This is a genomic window from Drancourtella massiliensis (genome assembly GCF_016900655.1).
GTDB lineage: Bacteria > Bacillota > Clostridia > Lachnospirales > Lachnospiraceae > Sellimonas > Sellimonas catena.
The window spans coordinates 181,925-202,610 of sequence record NZ_JACJKH010000002.1; the positions used below are offsets into that span (position 1 = coordinate 181,925).

21 protein-coding genes are annotated in these 20,686 nt (G+C 47.0%); 20 read left to right on the top strand and 1 reads right to left on the bottom strand.

Going from position 1 to position 20,686, the window contains the following annotated elements; genetic code table 11:
• Positions 1–3 precede the first annotated feature (3 nt).
• Genes H6A32_RS01915 through H6A32_RS01925 form a run of 3 tightly spaced genes read left to right on the top strand, consistent with a single transcriptional unit; the run spans position 4 to position 2,002 of the window.
• Positions 4–432: an acyl-CoA thioesterase gene (locus H6A32_RS01915; protein WP_087168574.1), complete on the top strand. Its 429-nt coding sequence runs from the start codon at positions 4–6 to the stop codon at positions 430–432.
• Positions 420–1,055: an MBL fold metallo-hydrolase gene (locus tag H6A32_RS01920; RefSeq protein ID WP_191433529.1), complete on the top strand. Its 636-nt coding sequence runs from the start codon at positions 420–422 to the stop codon at positions 1,053–1,055. Before H6A32_RS01915 ends, H6A32_RS01920 begins: the two co-directional genes overlap by 13 nt.
• Positions 1,052–2,002 carry a DNA/RNA non-specific endonuclease gene (locus tag H6A32_RS01925; protein WP_191436028.1) on the top strand — a complete coding sequence of 317 codons (951 nt, stop codon included), beginning with the start codon at positions 1,052–1,054 and terminating at the stop codon, positions 2,000–2,002. Before H6A32_RS01920 ends, H6A32_RS01925 begins: the two co-directional genes overlap by 4 nt.
• Before the next feature lie 129 nt (positions 2,003–2,131).
• Here H6A32_RS01925 and H6A32_RS01930 read toward each other — a convergent pair whose 3' ends face one another.
• Positions 2,132–2,764, bottom strand: a complete 633-nt coding sequence (locus H6A32_RS01930) for a sugar O-acetyltransferase (RefSeq protein WP_087168571.1) — start codon at positions 2,762–2,764, stop codon at positions 2,132–2,134.
• 173 nt (positions 2,765–2,937) lie between these two features.
• On the opposite strand from H6A32_RS01930, the gene H6A32_RS01935 reads away from it, so the two are divergent.
• The 17 genes from H6A32_RS01935 to H6A32_RS02015 all read left to right on the top strand — a co-directional run bounded on the left by H6A32_RS01935 (position 2,938) and on the right by H6A32_RS02015 (position 20,546).
• Complete coding sequence (locus H6A32_RS01935; protein ID WP_204863611.1) at positions 2,938–5,415, top strand: excinuclease ABC subunit UvrA; 2,478 nt, start codon at positions 2,938–2,940, stop codon at positions 5,413–5,415.
• 53 nt (positions 5,416–5,468) lie between these two features.
• The gene (locus tag H6A32_RS01940) at positions 5,469–5,942 is read left to right on the top strand and encodes a flavodoxin (protein ID WP_087255124.1); all 474 of its coding nucleotides are present in this window, start codon (positions 5,469–5,471) and stop codon (positions 5,940–5,942) included.
• Between the two features lie 22 nt (positions 5,943–5,964).
• Complete coding sequence (locus H6A32_RS01945) at positions 5,965–6,261, top strand: hypothetical protein (RefSeq protein WP_204863612.1); 297 nt, start codon at positions 5,965–5,967, stop codon at positions 6,259–6,261.
• A 12-nt stretch (positions 6,262–6,273) separates the two neighbouring features.
• Positions 6,274–7,254, top strand: a complete 981-nt coding sequence (locus H6A32_RS01950; protein ID WP_204863613.1) for a P1 family peptidase — start codon at positions 6,274–6,276, stop codon at positions 7,252–7,254.
• Positions 7,244–7,684 (top strand): hypothetical protein, encoded by a 441-nt coding sequence (locus tag H6A32_RS01955; RefSeq protein WP_087255119.1) that lies wholly within the window; start codon positions 7,244–7,246, stop codon positions 7,682–7,684. The genes H6A32_RS01950 and H6A32_RS01955 overlap by 11 nt, the downstream gene beginning before the upstream one ends.
• A complete protein-coding gene (gene recQ, locus H6A32_RS01960) occupies positions 7,685–9,970 on the top strand; it encodes a DNA helicase RecQ (protein ID WP_204863614.1) in 2,286 nt (761 codons plus the stop codon).
• The gene (locus H6A32_RS01965) at positions 9,949–11,127 is read left to right on the top strand and encodes an HAD family hydrolase (RefSeq protein WP_204863615.1); all 1,179 of its coding nucleotides are present in this window, start codon (positions 9,949–9,951) and stop codon (positions 11,125–11,127) included. Before recQ ends, H6A32_RS01965 begins: the two co-directional genes overlap by 22 nt.
• A 100-nt stretch (positions 11,128–11,227) precedes the next feature.
• The gene (locus H6A32_RS01970; RefSeq protein WP_087255110.1) at positions 11,228–12,712 is read left to right on the top strand and encodes an AAA family ATPase; all 1,485 of its coding nucleotides are present in this window, start codon (positions 11,228–11,230) and stop codon (positions 12,710–12,712) included.
• A gap of 133 nt (positions 12,713–12,845) precedes the next feature.
• Positions 12,846–13,673, top strand: a complete 828-nt coding sequence (locus tag H6A32_RS01975) for an MmcQ/YjbR family DNA-binding protein (protein WP_138373990.1) — start codon at positions 12,846–12,848, stop codon at positions 13,671–13,673.
• Positions 13,664–15,052 carry an AmmeMemoRadiSam system protein A gene (gene amrA, locus H6A32_RS01980; RefSeq protein WP_204863616.1) on the top strand — a complete coding sequence of 463 codons (1,389 nt, stop codon included), beginning with the start codon at positions 13,664–13,666 and terminating at the stop codon, positions 15,050–15,052. The genes H6A32_RS01975 and amrA overlap by 10 nt, the downstream gene beginning before the upstream one ends.
• On the top strand, positions 15,049–15,921 hold the full coding sequence (gene amrS, locus H6A32_RS01985) for an AmmeMemoRadiSam system radical SAM enzyme (RefSeq protein ID WP_330616939.1): 873 nt from the start codon (positions 15,049–15,051) through the stop codon (positions 15,919–15,921). The genes amrA and amrS overlap by 4 nt, the downstream gene beginning before the upstream one ends.
• A gap of 60 nt (positions 15,922–15,981) precedes the next feature.
• Positions 15,982–16,359 carry a nucleoside triphosphate pyrophosphohydrolase gene (locus H6A32_RS01990; RefSeq protein WP_430749565.1) on the top strand — a complete coding sequence of 126 codons (378 nt, stop codon included), beginning with the start codon at positions 15,982–15,984 and terminating at the stop codon, positions 16,357–16,359.
• A 34-nt stretch (positions 16,360–16,393) separates the two neighbouring features.
• Entirely contained in the window at positions 16,394–17,542 is a 1,149-nt protein-coding gene (locus H6A32_RS01995) for an aldo/keto reductase (protein ID WP_204863617.1), read from the top strand.
• A 16-nt stretch (positions 17,543–17,558) separates the two neighbouring features.
• Positions 17,559–18,248, top strand: coding sequence for an alpha/beta fold hydrolase (locus tag H6A32_RS02000; protein ID WP_204863618.1), 690 nt, complete (start codon positions 17,559–17,561; stop codon positions 18,246–18,248).
• 18 nt (positions 18,249–18,266) lie between these two features.
• On the top strand, positions 18,267–18,809 hold the full coding sequence (locus H6A32_RS02005; protein WP_087255095.1) for a histidine phosphatase family protein: 543 nt from the start codon (positions 18,267–18,269) through the stop codon (positions 18,807–18,809).
• Positions 18,810–18,840: 31 nt separating this feature from the next.
• Positions 18,841–19,581, top strand: coding sequence for a metallophosphoesterase (locus H6A32_RS02010; RefSeq protein WP_204863619.1), 741 nt, complete (start codon positions 18,841–18,843; stop codon positions 19,579–19,581).
• An 80-nt stretch (positions 19,582–19,661) separates the two neighbouring features.
• A complete protein-coding gene (locus H6A32_RS02015; protein WP_204863620.1) occupies positions 19,662–20,546 on the top strand; it encodes a NifB/NifX family molybdenum-iron cluster-binding protein in 885 nt (294 codons plus the stop codon).
• Positions 20,547–20,686 lie beyond the last annotated feature (140 nt).

The following is a 20,686-nucleotide window of genomic DNA, read 5'->3' on the forward strand; positions in this document are numbered from 1 at the left end:
ATTATGAATGCATATGTACACAAAGTTCATTATTATGAAACTGACCGGATGGGGATCACGCACCATTCCAATTATATCCGCTGGATGGAGGAAGCCAGAGTGGATTTTCTTGACCAGGCGGGATGGGGATTTGACCGGATGGAGGAAGAAGGCATTGTATCTCCTGTTATTCACGTGGACTGTGATTTCAAGAAAACAACGACATTTCAGGATGTAGTCGAAATTATGGTACACATTGAAGAGTATAATGGTGTGAAAATGAAGATCGCCTACGAGATGAGCTGCCGGGGAGAGCAGGTTGCTGTCGGACATTCCGGACACTGTTTCCTGGATCATGACGGCAGACCGATCCGGATGAAGAAAAGCTTTCCGGAACTGGATCAGATGTTCCGGGAGATGACAGAAGGGAGAAAAGAAGCATGCGTGAAATAAAAGTAGAGTGGTTTGGACATTCCTGTTTCAGAATTACAAAGGATGGATATGCAATTGTTTTTGATCCATACGAGGATAACAATGTACCGGGTCTGACACTGGAAACATTGCAGGCAGATGAAGTCATCGCAAGCCATGAACATGGTGACCACAATGCAAGGAAAAAGGTGGAGCTCCGGAGCGAGAAGAAAGACAGTCCGTTTCAGATGATCCGTCTGGAAAGTTTCCATGACGACTGCCGCGGAGAGAAAAGAGGGTTCAACATCATGACTGTTCTTGAATCGGAAGGAATCCGGATCGCTCATCTGGGAGATATCGGATGTATGCCATCCCCGGAGCAGATGGAAGTACTTACAGGTCTGGATGCAGTAATGGTACCTGTGGGAGGCTTTTATACGATGGAGCCGGATGAAATCAGAGAACTTTTAAAAGAGTTGGATCCGAAAGTCATCATTCCGATGCACTACAGAAGTGAGACATTCGGTTACGATGTAATTGGGACACTGGATGGATTTTTAAAAGCGGAAGACCCGGTGGTAACATACGATACCAATACGCTGATCGTCTGTCCTGATATGGAAAAACAGATTGCAGTTCTTTCCTGTCCGGAGCAGAAGTCATGAAGCGACTAAAACAGATTTTTCTTCCGGTCTTCTGGCTGATATTTCTTTTGACGGTTTCATCCTGTGGAAGTATTTCAGAAAATTCCCACGGGGAATCTGCCGGCGGTCTGGAAAACAAAACAGAGCAGATCGATACTGCCGTCCGGGAAGAAGCGGAAGAGCTTGTTGAAGAATTGCCGGAATACAGCGGCGAGCCCTATACTGTTGTGGCAGACAATGAACCGGATTTTTCAGATTCGGAACTTCAGACGGAAGCTTACGAAGAATACAGTGAACTGGATGAGCTTGGCCGGTGCGGGACAGCAAAGGCCAATATCGGAGAGGAATTGATGCCGACAGAAGACCGGGAAAGTATTTCGGAGATCAAACCGTCGGGATGGATCAATAAGGAATACGATGATGTGGACGGAGGGTATCTTTATAATCGCTGCCATCTGATTGGTTTTCAGCTGACCGCGGAGAATGCAAACGAAGAGAATCTGATTACCGGTACCAGATATATGAATACGGAAGGAATGCTTCCGTTTGAAAATATGGTAGCAGATTATATCAAAGAGACGGATAACCATGTTCTGTACGAAGTGACACCGGTTTTTGAAGATGACAATCTGGTGGCGTCCGGTGTTCTGATGGAAGCAGAGTCTGTGGAGGATGACGGGGCAGGCATTTCTTTCTACGTCTATGTGTATAATGTACAGCCGGGAATTGAGATAGACTATGTCACGGGAGAAAGCCGTGAAGCGGAGGATACACAGACAGAGGCAGGGACAGAAAACGGTCAGGCAGCAGAGGAAACTTATATACTCAATACAAATACAATGAAGTTTCATGAGCCGGACTGTGCAAGTGTCGGGGATATGAAAGCCTCTAATACGAGGGAGTACAGCGGAAGCAGGGAAGATGTGATCCAAATGGGATACGATCCCTGCGGAAGATGCAGGCCGTAATCTGCCGCATCATTCTGCACTGGAATAACCGATCAGCCGGTCTGGTGTGTGCATGCTTGATACCAGTGCAAACGGCCATGGGTCCATAGCCAAGGCCATATTGGACTGCTAAGAAAAAGGGACTGTTTGTCAGTCCCTTTCTTTCTGCTTCTTGTCAATATGTTCGTAGTAAAAAGCTTCCTGTTCCTTCCAATAGGCAGTATCTTTCTCGGTGATCTCCCGAATCACCCGGCATGGAACGCCTGCGGCGACGACATTGTCAGGAATGTCTTTTGTTACAACGGAACCGGAACCGATGACAACATTGTTTCCAATGGTGACGCCTGGATTGATCACCGTGTTGCCGCCGACCCAGACATTGTCTCCGATATGAATCTCTTTTCCGTATTCCAGCTGTTTATTGCGGATGACAGGATCAATCGGATGACCGGCTGTGTAAATGCCGACTCTTGGACCGAAGAATACATTGTCCCCGATATGGACCTCGGCCACATCAATAATGATGCAGTCATAATTTGCATAAAAGTTTTCTCCAATGTAGGTATGGCAGCCATAATCCGTGTGAAACGGTGGCTCCACCCAGAAATGATCGCCGACACTCCCAAAAAGCTCCCGGAAGAGCGTCAGCCGTTCATCAGTATCTTCTTCTGTTGATGCATTGATGAGCCTGGTCAGTTTCCGGGCTTTTTTATTGTCCTTTGCCAGTTCTATATCCTTTGCAATGTATAAATGTTCTGACAGCATCAGTTCTTTTTCTGTCATGCTCTTTCCCTCCTTGGTATCATGAGTTTCTTTATAATAGTATCCTATGTCCGGATTTGTCAAGAGCAGTTCCGGCAGAAATTTTTTTGATGATGAAAGAAAAGAAAGCCTTTTTGATGCGCTTGACGGTAAAGTAAAATGGTGATAACGTAAATGTCAGAAAGGAGCGGTATATGATTCAGAATATAGAAATACGTGGGGCCAGAGTGCACAATTTAAAGAATATTGATGTAAATGTTCCGTTGAATCAGATTGTAGGAATTGCTGGTGTCTCCGGATCCGGGAAATCCTCCCTTGCGCTGGGGGTTCTCTATGCGGAAGGTTCCCGAAGATATCTGGAAGCACTATCCACCTATACAAGACGGAGGATGACTCAGGCATCCAGGGCTCAGGTGGATGAAGTACTGTATGTGCCTGCAGCTCTTGCGCTGCATCAAAGACCGTCAGTCCCGGGAATCAGAAGCACGTTTGGAACCGGAACAGAGCTTCTGAACAGTCTGCGCTTGATGTTTTCCAGGCTGGCCAGACACTGTTGTCCCAACGGGCATTATCTGGAGCCAACGCTGGAAGTCGCAGCAGGACATGAACTGACCTGTCCGGTCTGCAATACAAGGTTTTATGCTCCTTCTGCGGAGGAACTGGCTTTCAACAGCCAGGGAGCATGCACGAAATGTGACGGAACAGGTGTGGTCTGGACAGTAGATGAATCTACGCTGATTCCGGATGAATCTCTTTCGATCGATGAAGGTGCTGTGGCGCCCTGGAAATCTCTGATGTGGTCACTGATGACAGACGTCTGCCGTGCTATGGGCGTCCGGACAGACCTTCCGTTTCGGGACCTGACCGAAGAAGAAAAGGAGATCGTTTATCATGGCCCGGCGGTGAAAAAGCATATTTTTTATAAGCCCAAGAGCTCCGATCAGGGCAGTGAATTGGATTTCACTTATTTTAATGCTGTTTATACGGTAGAAAATGCCCTCGCGAAGGTAAAAGATGAAAAAGGTATGAAGCGGGTGGAAAAATTTCTAAAAAGAGATATCTGTCCCGACTGCCATGGAACCAGACTTTCGGAAAGGGCAAGAATGCCAAAACTGAATGGATATTCTCTCGATGAAGTCTGTACCATGACACTGAATGAAGCAGTGAAATGGGTAGAGCAGGTGCCGGATTCGCTGCCCGAATCCATGCGTCCGATGGCGGTGAGCATCTGTGAATCATTCCAGACTTCCGCAAGACGTCTTCTGGATTTGGGGCTTGGGTACCTGTCTCTGGACCGGGCTTCTTCCACTTTATCGACAGGAGAACGGCAGAGAATGCAGCTTGCAAGAGCGGTTCGAAACCGGACGACAGGAGTTCTGTATGTACTGGATGAGCCATCCATTGGTCTGCATCCGGTAAATATTGCCGGGCTGACTGGTGTCATGCACGATCTGATTGAGGACGGTAACTCCGTAGTTTTTGTAGATCACGATACTCAGATTTTGAAGCAGGCTGACTGGTTGATCGAGATGGGTCCGGAGGCGGGAGCAAAAGGCGGAGAAATTCTGGCGCAGGGGACGCCGGACACACTGATGAATCATCCAAAATCTCAGATTGGTCCGTTTTTATCCGGCCGTTCTGGAATCCGTAGATCCAAAAAATGTTCGGAAACAGAACTGTTTGATCAGGGACTCATTCATCTTTCAACGGATGCTATTCATACAGTCAAGCCATTGGAAGTGGATATTCCAAAAGGAAAACTCTCGGTAGTCACCGGAGTATCCGGATCCGGAAAAACAACATTGATACTGGAAAGTCTTGTTCCCGCACTTTCGGCCAATATTCAGGGGAGAAAGCTGCCGGAACATGTGAAGAAAATCCGGGCAGAAGGGATTAGTCATGTCAAGCTGATTGATGCGGCTCCGATCGGAATCAATGTACGTTCCACTGTTGCAACGTATGCCAATGTGCATGACGAACTCAGGAAGATTTTTGCAAAAACTCCGGATGCGAAGGAGAAAGGGTATAAGGCGGGAGATTTTTCCTACAATACAGGAAAGCTGCGCTGCCCTGTCTGCGATGGAACCGGAGTCATCAGCCTGGATGTACAGTTTCTCCCTGATGTGGACATTCCATGCCCGGACTGCCGGGGAACACGATATGAAAAAGAGGCGGAAACCATCCACTATCAGACAAAGAGCGGAGAATCCTATTCGTTGCCGGAACTGATGGCGATGGACGTTCATACTGCTCTCACAGCCTGCAAAGATTTGAAGCTGGTCCATCAGCGCCTTCAGATACTGGAAGATCTGGGCCTTGGATATCTGACGCTTGGAGAGGAAACACCCGGACTTTCCGGAGGGGAGGCGCAGCGCCTGAAACTGGCAAGTGAGATGGGAAGAGCCCAGTCGGATTCGGTTTTTATTTTCGATGAGCCGACGATCGGGCTTCACCCGCTGGATGTAAATACTTTGATGGATGTGTTTCAGACCCTGATTGATCATGGGGCGACTGTCGTAGTTATTGAACATGATCTGGATGTGATCCGATGTGCGGATTATATCATTGATATGGGGCCGGGAGGCGGCAAAGACGGCGGTACGGTTGTAGCGGCCGGAACACCGGAAAATGTAAAGACCAATCCGGACAGCCGGACCGGAGCTTTTCTGTAGCAAAGGCCCGGTGTCCAGTGAATGACAGGATATATATTAAGGAGGAAATCAGTATGAGTAAAAAGTTAGTAACCTATTTCAGCGCAAGCGGAGTCACAGAAGCAGTAGCAAGAAAACTGGCAGAAGCAGGAAATGCCGATCTCTATGAAATCAGACCGGAAGTTCCGTATACAAGAGCAGATTTGGACTGGACAGACAAGAACAGCAGAAGCACGATTGAAATGCAGGATTCTTCTTTCCGTCCGGCTTTGGCGGACAAGGAGGCGAAAGTTTCTGATTATGACGTGATTTTTATCGGATTTCCGATCTGGTGGTATACGGCACCGACCATTATCAATACGTTTCTGGAGACCTATGATTTCGGAGGGAAAATGATCGTTCCATTTGCAACATCCGGCGGAAGCGGAATTAAAAAAGCAGCAGAAGCGATACGAAAAGCAGTTCCAGATGCCGAGGTAGAAGACGGTAGACTGCTGAACGGTCGTTTAAACCAGTCTGATCTGGAAAGCTGGATGGGACAGTACTAAATAAAGGCGGAGAAAAGATAAAATGGCAAGTTGTGTTGAATTGTTGGATGCACTCCAGCACTGGGCATTTCATGATCCTAAAGTCCGGAGGCAGCTTCTCGCAACGAGACAGGAGAAAGATCCCTTTGGCGCGTTCTGTAGAACCTGCCGGGAACTGGGATATGAAATTTATGAGATGGATCTGATATGTGCGGGAGAAGAATTCCATGCGGCAATGAAGCGAAGTACCAACGGCGGAGGGGAAAATTCCCCGATGCTGGCGGGTGAAGACGATTTTTACGAGCTGTTTATGGCAGGTCTGGAGCAGGAATCGCAGTAAAAGGAGAAGATGATGAAAAAGGAAATAACAATTACAGATATCAAAGGAATCCGGATTGGACAGACGGAAAACAAAGAAGCAGGAACCGGATGTACGGTCATTCTGTCAGAGTCCGGGCAGGGAATGTGTGCAGGACTGGATGTGCGGGGAGGAGGACCGGCATCAAGAGAATCTGAGCTTCTGAAACCGCTTGCGGCAGCAAACGCGATTCACGGTATCGTCCTTGCAGGCGGCAGCGCTTTTGGCCTTGGCGCGGCTGATGGAGTGATGCGCTATCTGGAAGAACATGATATTGGATTTGATGTCGGTGTTACGAAAGTACCGTTGGTCTGTCAGGCGGATCTGTTTGATCTGACCGTGGGAGACGCATTGGTCCGTCCGGATGCAGAGATGGGATATAAAGCGTGCCTGAATGCAGAACGGGGAAATTATCAGGATGGAAATTTCGGAGCAGGATGCGGTGCAACCGTTGGCAAATTTGCAGGAATGGATTGCTGCATGAAGTCCGGAATCGGAAGCTATGCTGTCCAGATCGGAGCATTACAGGTCGGTGCCATTGTTGCAGTGAATGCCCTTGGAGATATCTATGACTGGAAAACCGGAATGAAACTGGCAGGGCTTCTCTCGGAAGATCATCGGTCGTTCCGTGTGACAGAAGAGTTAATGTATGCCAGCACAGAAGTGGTGGAGAATAAATTCACAGGAAATACTACAATCGGAGTAATTATCACCAACGCAAAGTTTGAGAAGTCTGCGCTCTGCAAAATTGCCGGAATGGCTCATGACGGTTACGCAAGATCCATCCGTCCGGTTCATACGACAGCAGATGGAGACAGTATCTATGCGGTATCCACAGGGGAAATCCTGGCAGATCAGGATCTGGTCGGAACACTCGCGGCGGAAGTCATGAGCGAAGCAATCATTAATGCTGTGAAGAGCGCTGAAAGCGCGTATGGATATCCGGGGTATCGGGAGGTTATATATGGGGAGTAAAAACAATGATGCTCTATTTTATACATGCAGTCTGATTGAATATATCGGAAGGAATGTAAAAAGGAGAAGAAAAGAAGTAACAGATTTTCTTGGGAAAGAAAGAATTGGGAGAATCTATGAATATGCGGATGTTTTTCACTGCGAACCTATTGCAAAAACAGCGGATGAGTTTATAGAAGAAGCAAAGATCTCCATAGGCGATTTTGATAATGAGAAAATATGCAGATATACAGTCCCTGATTATTGGGATATCGGAGAAGTTTATGAAAGGCTGATTGAAGACTGCTTTGAAGATGAAGAAATTCTGGAGGGATTATGGGAAGTATATCATTCATGGATTGATGCCCGGATTTCAGACTATAATACAGATTTCTATTATCAGTCCAGAGACTATATAGCTGCATGTTACGAAGAAGGAGAAGTTTTATAGATGCAAGAGTTACTTGACCAACAACTGCACTCCACCCTCAAAACCTACTTTGGTTATGACACATTTCGACCAGAACAGGAGACGGTCATCAGACAGATCCTTTCTGGAAGAGATGTATTTGCAGTCATGCCCACCGGAGCAGGGAAGTCTCTTTGCTATCAGCTTCCTGCACTGATGCTTCCTGGAATTACAATTGTCGTTTCCCCTTTGATTTCCCTGATGATCGATCAGGTGAAGGCGTTGAATGAAGCTGGTGTACATGCGGCCTATATTAACAGTGCATTGACGGAAAACCAGATTGCAAAGGCGATGGAACTTGCAAAGACCGGACAGTATAAGATTATCTATGTGGCGCCGGAGCGTCTTGAGACGCCCCGGTTTTTGGATTTTGCCTGTCACGCGGAGATTTCCATGATTACGGTGGATGAAGCCCACTGTATCTCTCAGTGGGGTCAGGATTTCAGACCAAGCTATCTTCGAATTCTGTCTTTTGTACATATGCTTCCGGTCCGCCCGGTTGTTTCGGCATTTACAGCTACTGCAACCGAGCGGGTCAGAATTGACATCCGCGTTTCTTTGGAGCTGGAACATCCTTATGAGACGGTAACCGGATTCGACAGAGAAAATCTGTACTTTGAAGTACAGAGAACAAAGCAGAAAAAGGAGAGGATACGCCGTTATCTGGAAGATCACATAGAAGAGAGCGGGATCATTTACTGTGCTACCAGAAAGGGCGTGGATGAATTATATCTGGAGCTGGAGAACGCTGGATTTTCTGTCGGGCGTTATCATGCAGGAATGAGCACGGAGGCAAGAAGAATCAGTCAGGAGGACTTCATTTATGACCGGACAAAGGTAATGATTGCCACCAATGCGTTTGGGATGGGGATTGACAAATCCAATGTACGGTTTGTCCTTCACTTCAATATGCCCCAGAGTATGGAAAATTACTATCAGGAGGCCGGAAGAGCAGGACGTGACGGCGAACCGGCAGAATGTATTTTGTATTATTCGCCGCAGGATACGGTCATTAACCGATTCCTTCTGGAGAGTAAGGAACAGGACAGAGAATATACGGAAGAGGAACTGAGGACGATTCAGGCACAGGACATGGACCGCCTGCGAAAGATGGAGATGTACTGCACAACGACGAAATGTCTCAGGGCATATATTCTTCATTATTTTGGAGAAAAGGCAAAAGAGCAGTGCCGGAACTGTTCCAACTGTCAGGAAGAGTTTGAAGAAATGGATGCTTCCGAAGCGGCAGCCGATGTCATCCTATGTGTCAGGACATCCGGACAGAGGTTTGGAATGAACATGATCGCCGGGACTCTTCTGGGAGAAAACACGGCAAAAATACGTAATTACAGAATGGAAGAAAACCCTGCTTATGGAAAACAGAGTAAGCTTGGACAGACGCGGATCAAGGAAATTATCCGTACAATGGTGGAGCGAGGATATCTGAGACAGACGGAGGATAAGTATGCCATCCTCCATCTGACGGGAACTTCTGGAGAATTGATGGAGCAAAATACTCCTTTTATCATCGCATATAAAAAAGAAGAAGAGAAAAAGCGGGACAGTAAAAAATCCGTTCTCGCGATGGATTTATCGGAAAAGGGGAAAGAGTTGTTTGAATCACTGCGGGAACTTCGCGCAGAACTTGCAAGAAGACGGTCGATACCTCCATATATGGTGGCTTCGGATAAAACGCTTCGTGATCTGTGCGTACGCATGCCGTTTACAAAAGAAGAACTTCTGAAAGTAAATGGCATGGGTGAACGGAAAGCAGAGCAGTACGGAGAAGCCATTTTACAAAAAATTCAAAGCGTAACCGGAGGGCAGCGGGATACAGCAGAAAATCATAATTCAGGTCCGGAAGATGAAATTCCCTTGACGGAAAGGCGGGGAAAAGGGCGAAAAGCAGACTTTCGGCTGACGAAAGAGATTCTTCTTGGCATTCAGTATACACCAAGAATGACATTAAGCGAATTTGTTTCGCAGGTGAATGAATTAAGAGATGAAAAACAGATGAAACGTTTGACAAATAAATGGCTTACAGAAAGACTTCTGGAAGAAGGCTGTCTGAAACAACAGTTTTATAACGGATATGCCAGAACAGTATTGACAGAAAAAGGAAGAAAGGCCGGAATTGAGCCGGAAGAACGGATCAGTGAAAAAGGGAATCCGTATGAGATCTTTTTCTATACTGAAAAAGCGCAGAGATATCTGGTGGAATTGATGAAAGGAGGAGGAAAGGACTTTTGTCAGAAAAAGAATATGTAAGAAAACAAAAAGAAGACAGGCCGGTTGTTGCGATCTGTTATGACTTTGACAAGACATTGTCGCCGGATGATATGCAGGCGCAGGGATATATCCAATCGGTTGGTTATGATATTCCGGAATTCTGGAAAAAATCCAATATCCTTGCTGCGGAAAATGAGATGGATCAGAATCTCGCATATATGTATCTGATGAAACAGGAGGCGGAAGGGAAAGTGCTTTTCACCCGCAGGAAGCTGGCAGAATACGGTGCCAATGTAAAGCTGTTCCCGGGTGTAGAACAATGGTTTGAGCGCATCCGCAAGTACGGGAAAGAACAGGATGTGATTGTGGAACACTATATTATTTCTTCCGGACTTAAAGAAATGATTGAAGGCACTTCCGTTGCCAGGTCAGGAGCATTTGAAAAAATATATGCAAGTTCCTTTTACTTTAATGATCATGACGTAGCGGTCTGGCCTGCCCAGGTGATCAATTATACAAGTAAAACACAGTTTTTGTTCCGAATTGAGAAAGGAGTGCTGGACATTAACGATCCGGCAGTGAATGAATCTTTTTCACCGGAAGAAATCCGTGTACCATTCAGAAACATTGTTTATATCGGAGATAGTGATACGGATATTCCATGCATGAAACTGGTTACGACATACGGCGGGCACTCGATCGGTGTGTATGACGCACAGACAGAGGATAAAGCCAAAGTATATAAAATGATGCGTGACGGAAGGATTCGATATTTCGCTCCGGCGGATTACACAGAAAATTCAGAGCTGGATCGTCTTGTAAAATCCATTATCGACCGGACAGCAGCCAACGAATCTCTGGAAGCACTTCATTACCAGTGTAAAAGGGAAAGGATTGAAGCAGATAGAAAAAGCAGCGAAGAAGACCGGGAAAAGGCCGGATTGCTCATGGAGCTGGAAAACAGCCCGAATTTTGCCAGTACCCACTCGGTTATCCGGAAACTCAGAAAAATTGATGACTGGACCCCGGAGGAAAGAGAAGTGCTTTTGCAGACAGCAGAGAAAAACAGTCAGGTTTATTCCGTTTTGCAGGATCCGGATATCAGGGAGTTCTACCGCGGCATTCTTGGGAAAATTCATCCATTGACAGAAGAGGCGAGGAAAATCAAAGAGATCATAGAAAACAGGAAATCCTGAATCATTACTTTTCCATATATGGAAAAAGAAACATGGATTGTACCATCTCCTATTTTATGCTAAACTAAAGAAAATTCGACAAAAGACAGGAGTATGCACCATGCCAGTTTTTGATTTTAATAATACGCCGGAAGAGGGAAAAACACCGGAATGTACTTATACAGTATTTTATTCCAGCGAACAGGAAGCATCGACGGAGCACCCGATGCTTGTACTTGACAACAGTAAGGGAAAGCTTCAGCACCATTCGATCGGAGTATTTACGAATCCGGTCCGCCGGACTGCCTTTGAATTCAAAGGAGAAGAAGGAACGGTCAGCGCCGATATTTTACAGATTGATGCCCGTTTTGTAAGTCTTCTCAAATGGATGGGAGAAAATCATATTAATGTCCGGCTTTCCGGGGCGGACCGGGAGGACGGATATGCTGTGTATAAGATCCGTGAGATTGCCTTTGGCGGAGGATCCAAGCTTTCAGCGGAGGATGGCTTCCTGCAGTTTATGATTGAACGTCTTCTTACAAGTGATGCACCGTCCGAAGAAATCCCGGATGAAGATGAGGAGGAGACAGGAGACAGCATGAAGCTGACCAGTATCCAGAGTATTACGGACTTTATCACCTGTGCCGGTAGGACGCTTCCGGATAATATCCGGCTCTGGGCAAGGAGAAACCTTGCTGTAGCCCGCTCTCACGAGGTTTCAGCGGAGGAGCGCCGGCATGCACAGAGGGCTCTTTCTATTATGATGAACATCCAGTGGAAAGGGAATTATTTCCAGGCAATTGATCCGAAAGAAGCAAGGAGAATTCTGGATGAGGAACTTTATGGAATGGAGCAGGTAAAGCAGCGGATTATTGAAACGATTATCCAGATCAACCGGACTCACACCCTTCCGGCCTACGGTCTGCTTCTGGTAGGACCTGCGGGAACCGGAAAGTCTCAGATTGCCTATGCGGTAGCAAGGATTTTGAAACTCCCATGGACTACGTTGGATATGAGTTCCATCAACGATCCGGAACAGCTGACCGGGAGCTCACGGATTTATGCCAATGCAAAGCCGGGAATCATTATGGATGCTTTTTCCATGGCAGGGGAATCCAACCTTGTATTTATCATCAATGAGCTTGACAAGGCGGCATCCGGAAAAGGGAACGGCAATCCGGCAGATGTGCTTTTGACACTGCTTGATAACCTTGGATTTACAGATAATTATATCGAATGTATGATTCCGACCGTAGGAGTTTATCCGATTGCGACGGCCAACGATAAAGATCAGATCAGCGCGCCGCTCATGTCCCGGTTTGCGGTAATTGAGCTTCCGGATTACACACCGGAGGAGAAAAAGGTGATTTTCTCTCAGTATGCACTTCCAAAGGTACTGAAAAGAATCGGCATGCAGGAGAATGAATGCACACTGACGGATGATGGTCTGGATGCAGTCATCGACCTGCACAAAGAGACAAGCGGTATCCGGGATCTGGAGCAGGCGGCAGAGCACCTTGCGGCAAACGCACTTTATCAGATTGAAGTTGATCATGTGAAATCGGTTCAATTTGATGAAAAGATGGTTCGGACCATTCTTTCCTGATACCGGAATGATCATACAAAAACAGCAGAAGATACAAGATGACACAGAGAGAACGGGACTCTGTGTCATTTTCTTTTGGAAAGCAGATGAAACCTCTGAAGCATAGTGTTAAAATAAAAAAGAGGTGATCAAGATGAAGAGGGCAGAATCGCAAAAAGCGTGTCTGAAAAAAGAAATCCTGGACTATGTCCTGCATACTTACGGCACAAGCCCGGATTATCCATGGAAAACTCCGGATTTTGTGCTGCGTCATAATGATAATAGAAAATGGTACGGGGTGATGCTGGAAGTCCGAAAGGAGAGCATGGGACTACACGGGACAGGATATATCGAAGTACTGAATGTAAAGTGTGATCCGGATATGGCTGGATTTCTGGTGTCAGGCAAGGGAATTCTGCCGGGGTATCATATGAATAAGAAAAACTGGATTTCCATTCTTCTTGATGGAACGGTAGAAAAAGAGCAGATTCTTGCACTGCTGGATCAAAGCTATCTTCTGACAGCGAGTAAAAAGACAAAAGAAAAGCTGCACTGTGAAAGGAAACGGGCCTGGCTGATCCCTGCTAATCCCGGATACTTTGATTTGGAAGCAGCTTTTGCAGAAAGCAGCACTATTGACTGGCATCAGCGTGGCAATATTCATACCGGAGATCTGGTCTATATTTATATGGCAGCACCGGTTTCTGCCGTTTTGTATCAGTGTGAAGTAACCGGTACAGGAGGATTTGAAGATCCGGGAGGGAATCAGGATAAGAGCCGGACCATGGAACTGAAATTGAAGCATCGATTTATGCCGGATGAAATGAATAGAGAACGGATGAAACTTTATGGAGTCGGTCCGGTGCGAAGTGCCCGAAGCATTCCGCCGGAACTTGAAAAAGAGTTGGAAATGCTTGCTGAAACAGGAAAAAACAGAACAGCCATGGAAAATAAAAGGAAGGAGGAGAGACGATGGCAGTAACAGGAGCAGTGATGGTACCTCATCCGCCTTTGATCATACCGGAGGTTGGATGCGGACAGGAACGGGGAATTCAGGATACGATTGCTTCATACCACAAAGCGGTAAAAAAGATTGCAGAGTGGAAGCCGGATACTGTTGTGGTGTTATCACCGCACACGGTAATGTATGCAGACTATTTTCATATTTCGCCGGGGAAAAGCGCGGAAGGAAGCTTTGGTAGATTTGGGGCTTCTCAAGTGAAGATTCCGGTGCAGTATGATACCGAATTTGTGAAAGTACTGTCGCAGGAAGCGCAGGCAAGGGAGATTCCGGCAGGAACATTGGGTGAGCAGGACAGAAGGCTGGATCACAGCACTATGATTCCGCTCTGGTTTCTCAATCATTATGACCGGGAATACAAGGTGGTTCGGATTGGCCTTTCTGGACTCCCGTTTTCAATGCACTACATGCTTGGGCAATGTATTCAGAAAGCGGCGGAACTGTGTGGCAGAAAAATTGTGGTGATCGGAAGCGGGGATCTGTCTCATAGATTAAAGGCAGACGGTCCGTATGGCTTCCGGAAAGAAGGACCGGAATATGATGAGCGGATCATGCAGGTGATGGGAAGTGCAGAGTTTGGAAAACTCTTTGATTTTACAGAAGATTTCTGCGGACAGGCGGCAGAGTGCGGACAGCGGTCGTTCCTGATCCTGGCAGGAGCGCTGGACCGTAGAAAAGTTCGTGCGAAAAGACTTTCCTATGAAGGCCCATTTGGAGTAGGATATGGGATCTGCACCTTTGAAGTAGAAGGTATGGATCCGCAAAGAGATTTTTTGCATCAGCATGAGGAAAATGTGAAAAAAGAAGCAAAAGAGCGGAGCGAAAAGGAAGATCCTTATGTAAAGCTTGCACGGCAGACAATCGAAACATATGTGAGGACCGGCAGGAAGATTTCCATTCCGGAAGGTCTGCCGGAAGAATTGTATCACAAGAGGGCTGGAGCCTTTGTATCTCTCAAAGAAGAGGGAAGACTGCGCGGGTGCATCGGGACAATTGCGCCGGTACGGGGAACGCTTGCGGAGGAGATTGTTGAGAATGCTATCAGCGCAGCGGTGAAAGATCCGAGATTTGACGCAGTAGAAGCAGAAGAACTGGACCGGCTTATGTACAGTGTGGATGTTCTGGGAGAGACGGAAGAAATTGCTTCGCCGGAACAGCTGGATGTGAAACGCTACGGCGTTATCGTAAGCAAAGGAATCAAACGGGGACTTCTGCTTCCGAATCTGGAAGGAGTTGATACCGTAGACGAGCAGATTGCCATTGCGAAAAGAAAAGCAGGTATCCCGGAAGAGGCAGAAGATATCAAACTGGAACGCTTTGAGGTGGTGAGACATTTTTGAGCAGAGAAGAAAAACGTAATGAGATGGGAAATTCATCCGATGGCAGGAAAGTATGCCCGGTCTGTATGCATCACTGCGCACTTCTGGAAGGACAGTACGGCAGATGCAGGGCAAGAAAGAACGAAAATGGCAAGATTATCAGTGTGAATTACGGAAAAGTAACATCCGCAATGCTGGATCCGATCGAAAAGAAACCGTTGGCCCGGTTTTATCCGGGAAGCAAAATCCTTTCGGTAGGAAGCTTTGGGTGCAATCTTTTCTGCCCGTTCTGCCAGAATCATGAGATTTCCATGGCCGGACAGACGGAGATTGGATGGCAGGACGTGACACCGGCTCAGCTGGCCCGGCTTGCTTCCGGGTATCAAAATGCCGGAAATATCGGAGTGGCATTTACTTACAACGAACCGCTTGTAGGATACGAATTTGTCCGGGACACAGCCTGTCTGGTAAAACAAAATGGAATGAAAACGGTAGTGGTCACCAATGGATCAGTGGAACTGGAAATCCTGGAAGAAATTTTACCATATATAGATGCGATGAATATTGATTTGAAAGGATTTACAGAAGATTATTACAGAAAACTTGGTGGAAATCTGAATACGGTAAAAGCGTTTATTGAAAGAGCAGCAAAGGACTGCCATGTGGAACTGACGACACTCATTGTGCCGGGTGAAAATGATTCAAAAGAAAAAATGGAACAGGAGGCAGCATGGATTGCCTCACTGAGCCCGGAGATCCCACTGCATGTGTCCAGATTTTTCCCAAGATATCAGATGACCGACCGGCAAGCAACAGAGGTCAGGCAGGTGTACAGGATGAAGCAGATTGCAGAGAAATACCTGAAGTATGTGTACACCGGGAACTGTTAAAGGATTGGAGCTTTTCGTCTTTTATAAAGAAAGTGGGAATGATATAATGGAGTAAGTGGAATGGATCTGGATGAAATGATTCAGAAAAAGCAAGAAACAGTGAATACGATGAATTATAAAGGACGTGACACAATGAGAGAAGGAAAACTGGTTCGGGACAATATCCCGGATATCATTCGGGCGGATGGGAAGACGCCTGTCACCCGTATTCTGGATCAGGAAGAGTATCTGAATGAACTGGATAGAAAGCTGCAGGAAGAGGTGGCAGAGTATCAGGCGGATAAGTCTCTGGAAGAACTGGCAGATATTCTGGAAGTGTTATCCGCCATCTGTAAGGCCAGAGGATATTCCAGAAAAGATCTGCTTAAAGTACGAGATGAGAAACGAAGAAAACGAGGCGGGTTTGAGAAAAGAATTTACTGGAGTGGAAACGAATAGGTTAAAAAGCCGGAAACATCAGGAGGGAAACGAAATGAGATACCGTGAATTGGGAAATACAGGACTGAAGGTAAGTGAAATCGGATTAGGGGCAGAGTGGCTGGAGCGCCACAACGAAGCAGAAGTGAAAGAAATTATTGACTGCTGCGAAAGCTATGGAATCAACATTCTGGACTGCTGGATGTCGGAGCCGAATGTACGCTCCAATATCGGGAAAGCACTGGAGGGGAAAAGAGAAAAATGGATCATTCAGGGGCATTTTGGATCAACCTGGCAGAATGGACAGTATGTCCGTACCCGGGATCTTGAGAAGGTAAAAGAAGCATTTCAGGATCTGCTGACACGCCTTCAGACAGATTATATTGACCTTGGCATGATTCATTTTGTGGATGAAGAGGCAGAATTTCACCGGATCATGGCAGGAGAATTTCTGGTTTATGTAAAGGAACAGAAAGAAAAGGGAATCATTCACCATATTGGAATGAGTACTCACAATCCGAAAGTGGCAAAGCTTGCGGCATTAAGCGGCGAAATCGAGATGATTTTGTTCAGTATCAATCCGGCGTTTGATCTGCTTCCGGCAAGCGAAGATCTGAATACATACTTTGCGGAGTCTTATGAGGAACATCTTCAGGGCATCGATCCGGAACGGGCGGAACTGTATCAGATCTGTGAACAGCGGGGTGTCGGAATCACTGTGATGAAAGGATATGCGGGAGGACGTCTTTTTTCCGAAAAGACTTCTCCGTTTGGAGTGGCCCTGACTCCGGTTCAGTGTATTCACTATGCCCTTACAAGACCGGGTGTGGCAAGTGTGCTGGCAGGATATGATACGACAGAACATGTCAAGGAGGCGGTTGCTTATGAGAACGCCACAGAAGAGGAAAAGGATTATGCAAGCGTGCTGGCCAGGGCGCCGCAACATGCCTACAGTGGACAATGCACATATTGTGGACACTGTGCACCTTGCCCGGCAGGGATCGATATTGCCATGGTGAACAAACTCTATGATCTGGCTGCCATGCAGGAAGAAGTGCCGGCAACAGTCAAGGCGCATTATGAAGGACTTTCAGCCAATGCAAAAGACTGCATTGCATGCAAAGGCTGCGAGACACGATGTCCGTTCGATGTTCCGGTCGTGGAAAGAATGGAAAAAGCAAAAGAACTGTTTGGCAGATTATAAAAGCGGGAGGGACAAGATGAGTGACATCCAGTTCTATTCCATCGAAAGAGGAACAGGGGAACCGCTGATTTTACTGCACGGAAACGGGGAAGAAAGCCGCTACTTTGCCCGTCAGATCAGGCATTTTGCCAAAACACGAAAAGTAATCGCAATCGATACGAGAGGACACGGGCAAAGTCCGCGAGGAAATGCCCCGTTTACCATTCGGCAGTTTGCGGAGGATCTGCATGACTTCATGGAAGAAAAGGGAATTGAGCGGGCAGACATTCTCGGGTTCAGCGATGGAGGAAATACGGCACTGGCGTTTGCGCTTCAATATCCACAGAAAGTGAGAAGACTCATTTTGAACGGAGCCAATCTTTATCCTTCCGGAATGAAGCCATCGATTGTACTGCCGATCTGGGCGGGGTATGGCGCGGCATCGCTCCTTGCGCCGGTTTCCCAAAAGGCGAAAAAGCAAAAGGAGCTACTGGGACTTATGGTGAAGGATCCGTATATCCGTCCGGAAGATCTGAGCAGAATTTCTTCTAAGACACTGGTTCTCGTAGGAAAGAATGACATGATCCGGCATCGGCATTCCCTGCTGATTGCAAAGAGTATCCCGGGGGCGAAATTCGTCTGCCTGAAAGGGGATCACTTTATTGCAGCAAAAAATCCAGAGACATTCAACCGGGCAGTGGAACGGTTCCTTTCAGATGGAAAATAAAACAGGAGAGAAACAGATATGGGACATTTTTATTTTGTAAGACACGGGCAGACCGTTTGGAACGTAGAAGGTAAGATCTGTGGAAGGACAGATAGTGAACTGACCGAGTACGGTCATCAGCAGGCTGTGGAGACAGGCAGGAAATTTCTGGAAGAAGGCATCCGGGCGGATGAAATCCTGTATTCGCCGCTTGTCCGGGCGGCAGAGACAGCACGGCATATTTCTGAAATCATGGGGATTCCGGCAAAGGCAGAACCGCGGCTGATCGAGCAGCATTTCGGCAAATGGGAGGGTACATCTCCAAGAAATGCCGCTGATTTCCAGAAGGAAAAAGAACAGTTTGCCAGCCACCATGGAAACGGAGAATCGACGCTCCAGCTGGCCCAGAGAATCTATAATCTGCTGGATGACATCAAGGCAGAGTCAGACGAAAAGACGTACATTCTGGTTGCGCACAACGGAATCGCCAGAGTTGTACAGTCGTATTTTACCGACATGACGAACGAAGAATACGCGACATTTGGAGTGAAAAACTGCGAAATCCGCCGGTACGATTTCTAGTATAGATTTGAGCAGGGGGAGGTGATTCCGGATGGCATTGTATGCATTGGGGGATCTGCATTTAAGCTTTCAGGCAGACAAGCCGATGGACGCATTTGGAAAAGTGTGGAAACACCATGAACGTAAAATAGAAAAGTACGTGAATCGCATCGTGAGGCCGGAGGATACCCTTGTGCTGACCGGCGATCATTCCTGGGGCAGGAAGCTTTCAGAATGCCGGGAGGATCTTGATTTCATCGAACGGCTGCCGGGGCGGAAGATTCTGCTTCGGGGCAATCACGATATGTTCTGGGATGCGAAGAAGACCAGACGGCTGAATGAGGAATATGATGGACGGCTCTTCTTTTTGCAGAATAATTTTGCCGCCTATCAGGATTATGCGCTGGTAGGGACGAAAGGATATACGTTTGAAGGACCATTCTATCTGGATTTTCAGGGGAGAATCTTTGGATGGGATGAGGAACGAGAAGAGCAGGCGAAAAAGCTGGTTGCAAGAGAAATGGAGCGGCTTCAGGAGTCGTTCCATCAGGCGGAAGAGGCCGGATACCGGAAGTTTGTGATGTTTCTGCATTATCCGCCGACCAATGTTTTGGAGGGAACCTCGCCCTTTACCCGGATCGCGGAAGAGTACGGGGTGGAAGCGGTTGTGTATTCCCACTGTCATGGAGAACAGAGATTTGGAGACAGCATCCGGGGAACTTACCGGGGAATCCGATATTTTCTCGTGTCGGGAGATTACCTGAATTTTCATCCGGAGCAGATTCTGGCATAAAGACTTGGAAATCAGAGGATGATGTTTTATAATAGAATGGCCAGAATCAGAAATAGAAATCAATGAGGAGAAAAGAAGACATGAAAATAGCAGTAACTTATGATAATGGAAACGTTTTTCAGCATTTTGGAAAAACAGAAAATTTCAAAATTTACGAAGTGGAAGGTCAGAACGTGATTTCCAGCGAAGTGATCGGTTCCAATGGAACAGGACATGGCGCACTGGCAGGTCTTTTGGCAGAACAGGGTGTTAATGTGCTGATCTGCGGCGGAATCGGCGGTGGAGCACAGGCAGCCCTGGAAGAAGCAGGTATCGAATTATGTTCCGGAGCGGAAGGCGATGTGGATCAGGCAGTAGAAGCATATCTGAAGGGAGAACTGACTTCCTCCGGTGCAACCTGTGACCACCACCATGACGAGGAACACAGCTGCGGACATCACGGAGAAGAACATGACTGCGGTCAGCATGACGAAGAACATTCCTGCGGCGGCAGCTGCGGAAGCTGTGCCGGATGCGGATCCCACCAGCCTCCGATTACCGGACGCAATGCGGGTAAAATCTGTAAAACACATTATAGAGGAACCTTTAACGACGGCACCCAGTTTGATTCTTCTTACGACCGTGGAGAACCGCTGGAATTTATCTGCGGTGCAGGACAGATGATCCGTGGATTTGATGCCGCTGTCGCTAATATGGAAGTGGGAGAGATTGTAGATATTCATCTGATGCCGGAAGAAGCATACGGCATGCCGGATCCAAATGCCATTTTCATGATTGAAATGGCACAGCTGCCGGGATCAGAAGATCTGGAGCCGGGTGAGAAAGTTTACCTCAGCGGTCAGTATGGCCAGCCAATTCCGGTGACTGTCGTTGAGAAAGATGAGACATCCATCACATTTGACGCCAACCATGAGATGGCAGGAAAAGAACTGAATTTCCGGATCGAGCTGGTTGAGGTAAAATAAGCATATCGAAGAGTGTTCGGATGATGAAAAAGGGATTATCGGTTAATACCGATTTTTAACCCCTGCCATGAAAAGAAGAGGCAGTCCCAGAGAATTCGGACTTTTTCAAAGTCTGAATTCTCTATGGAACTGCCTCTTTC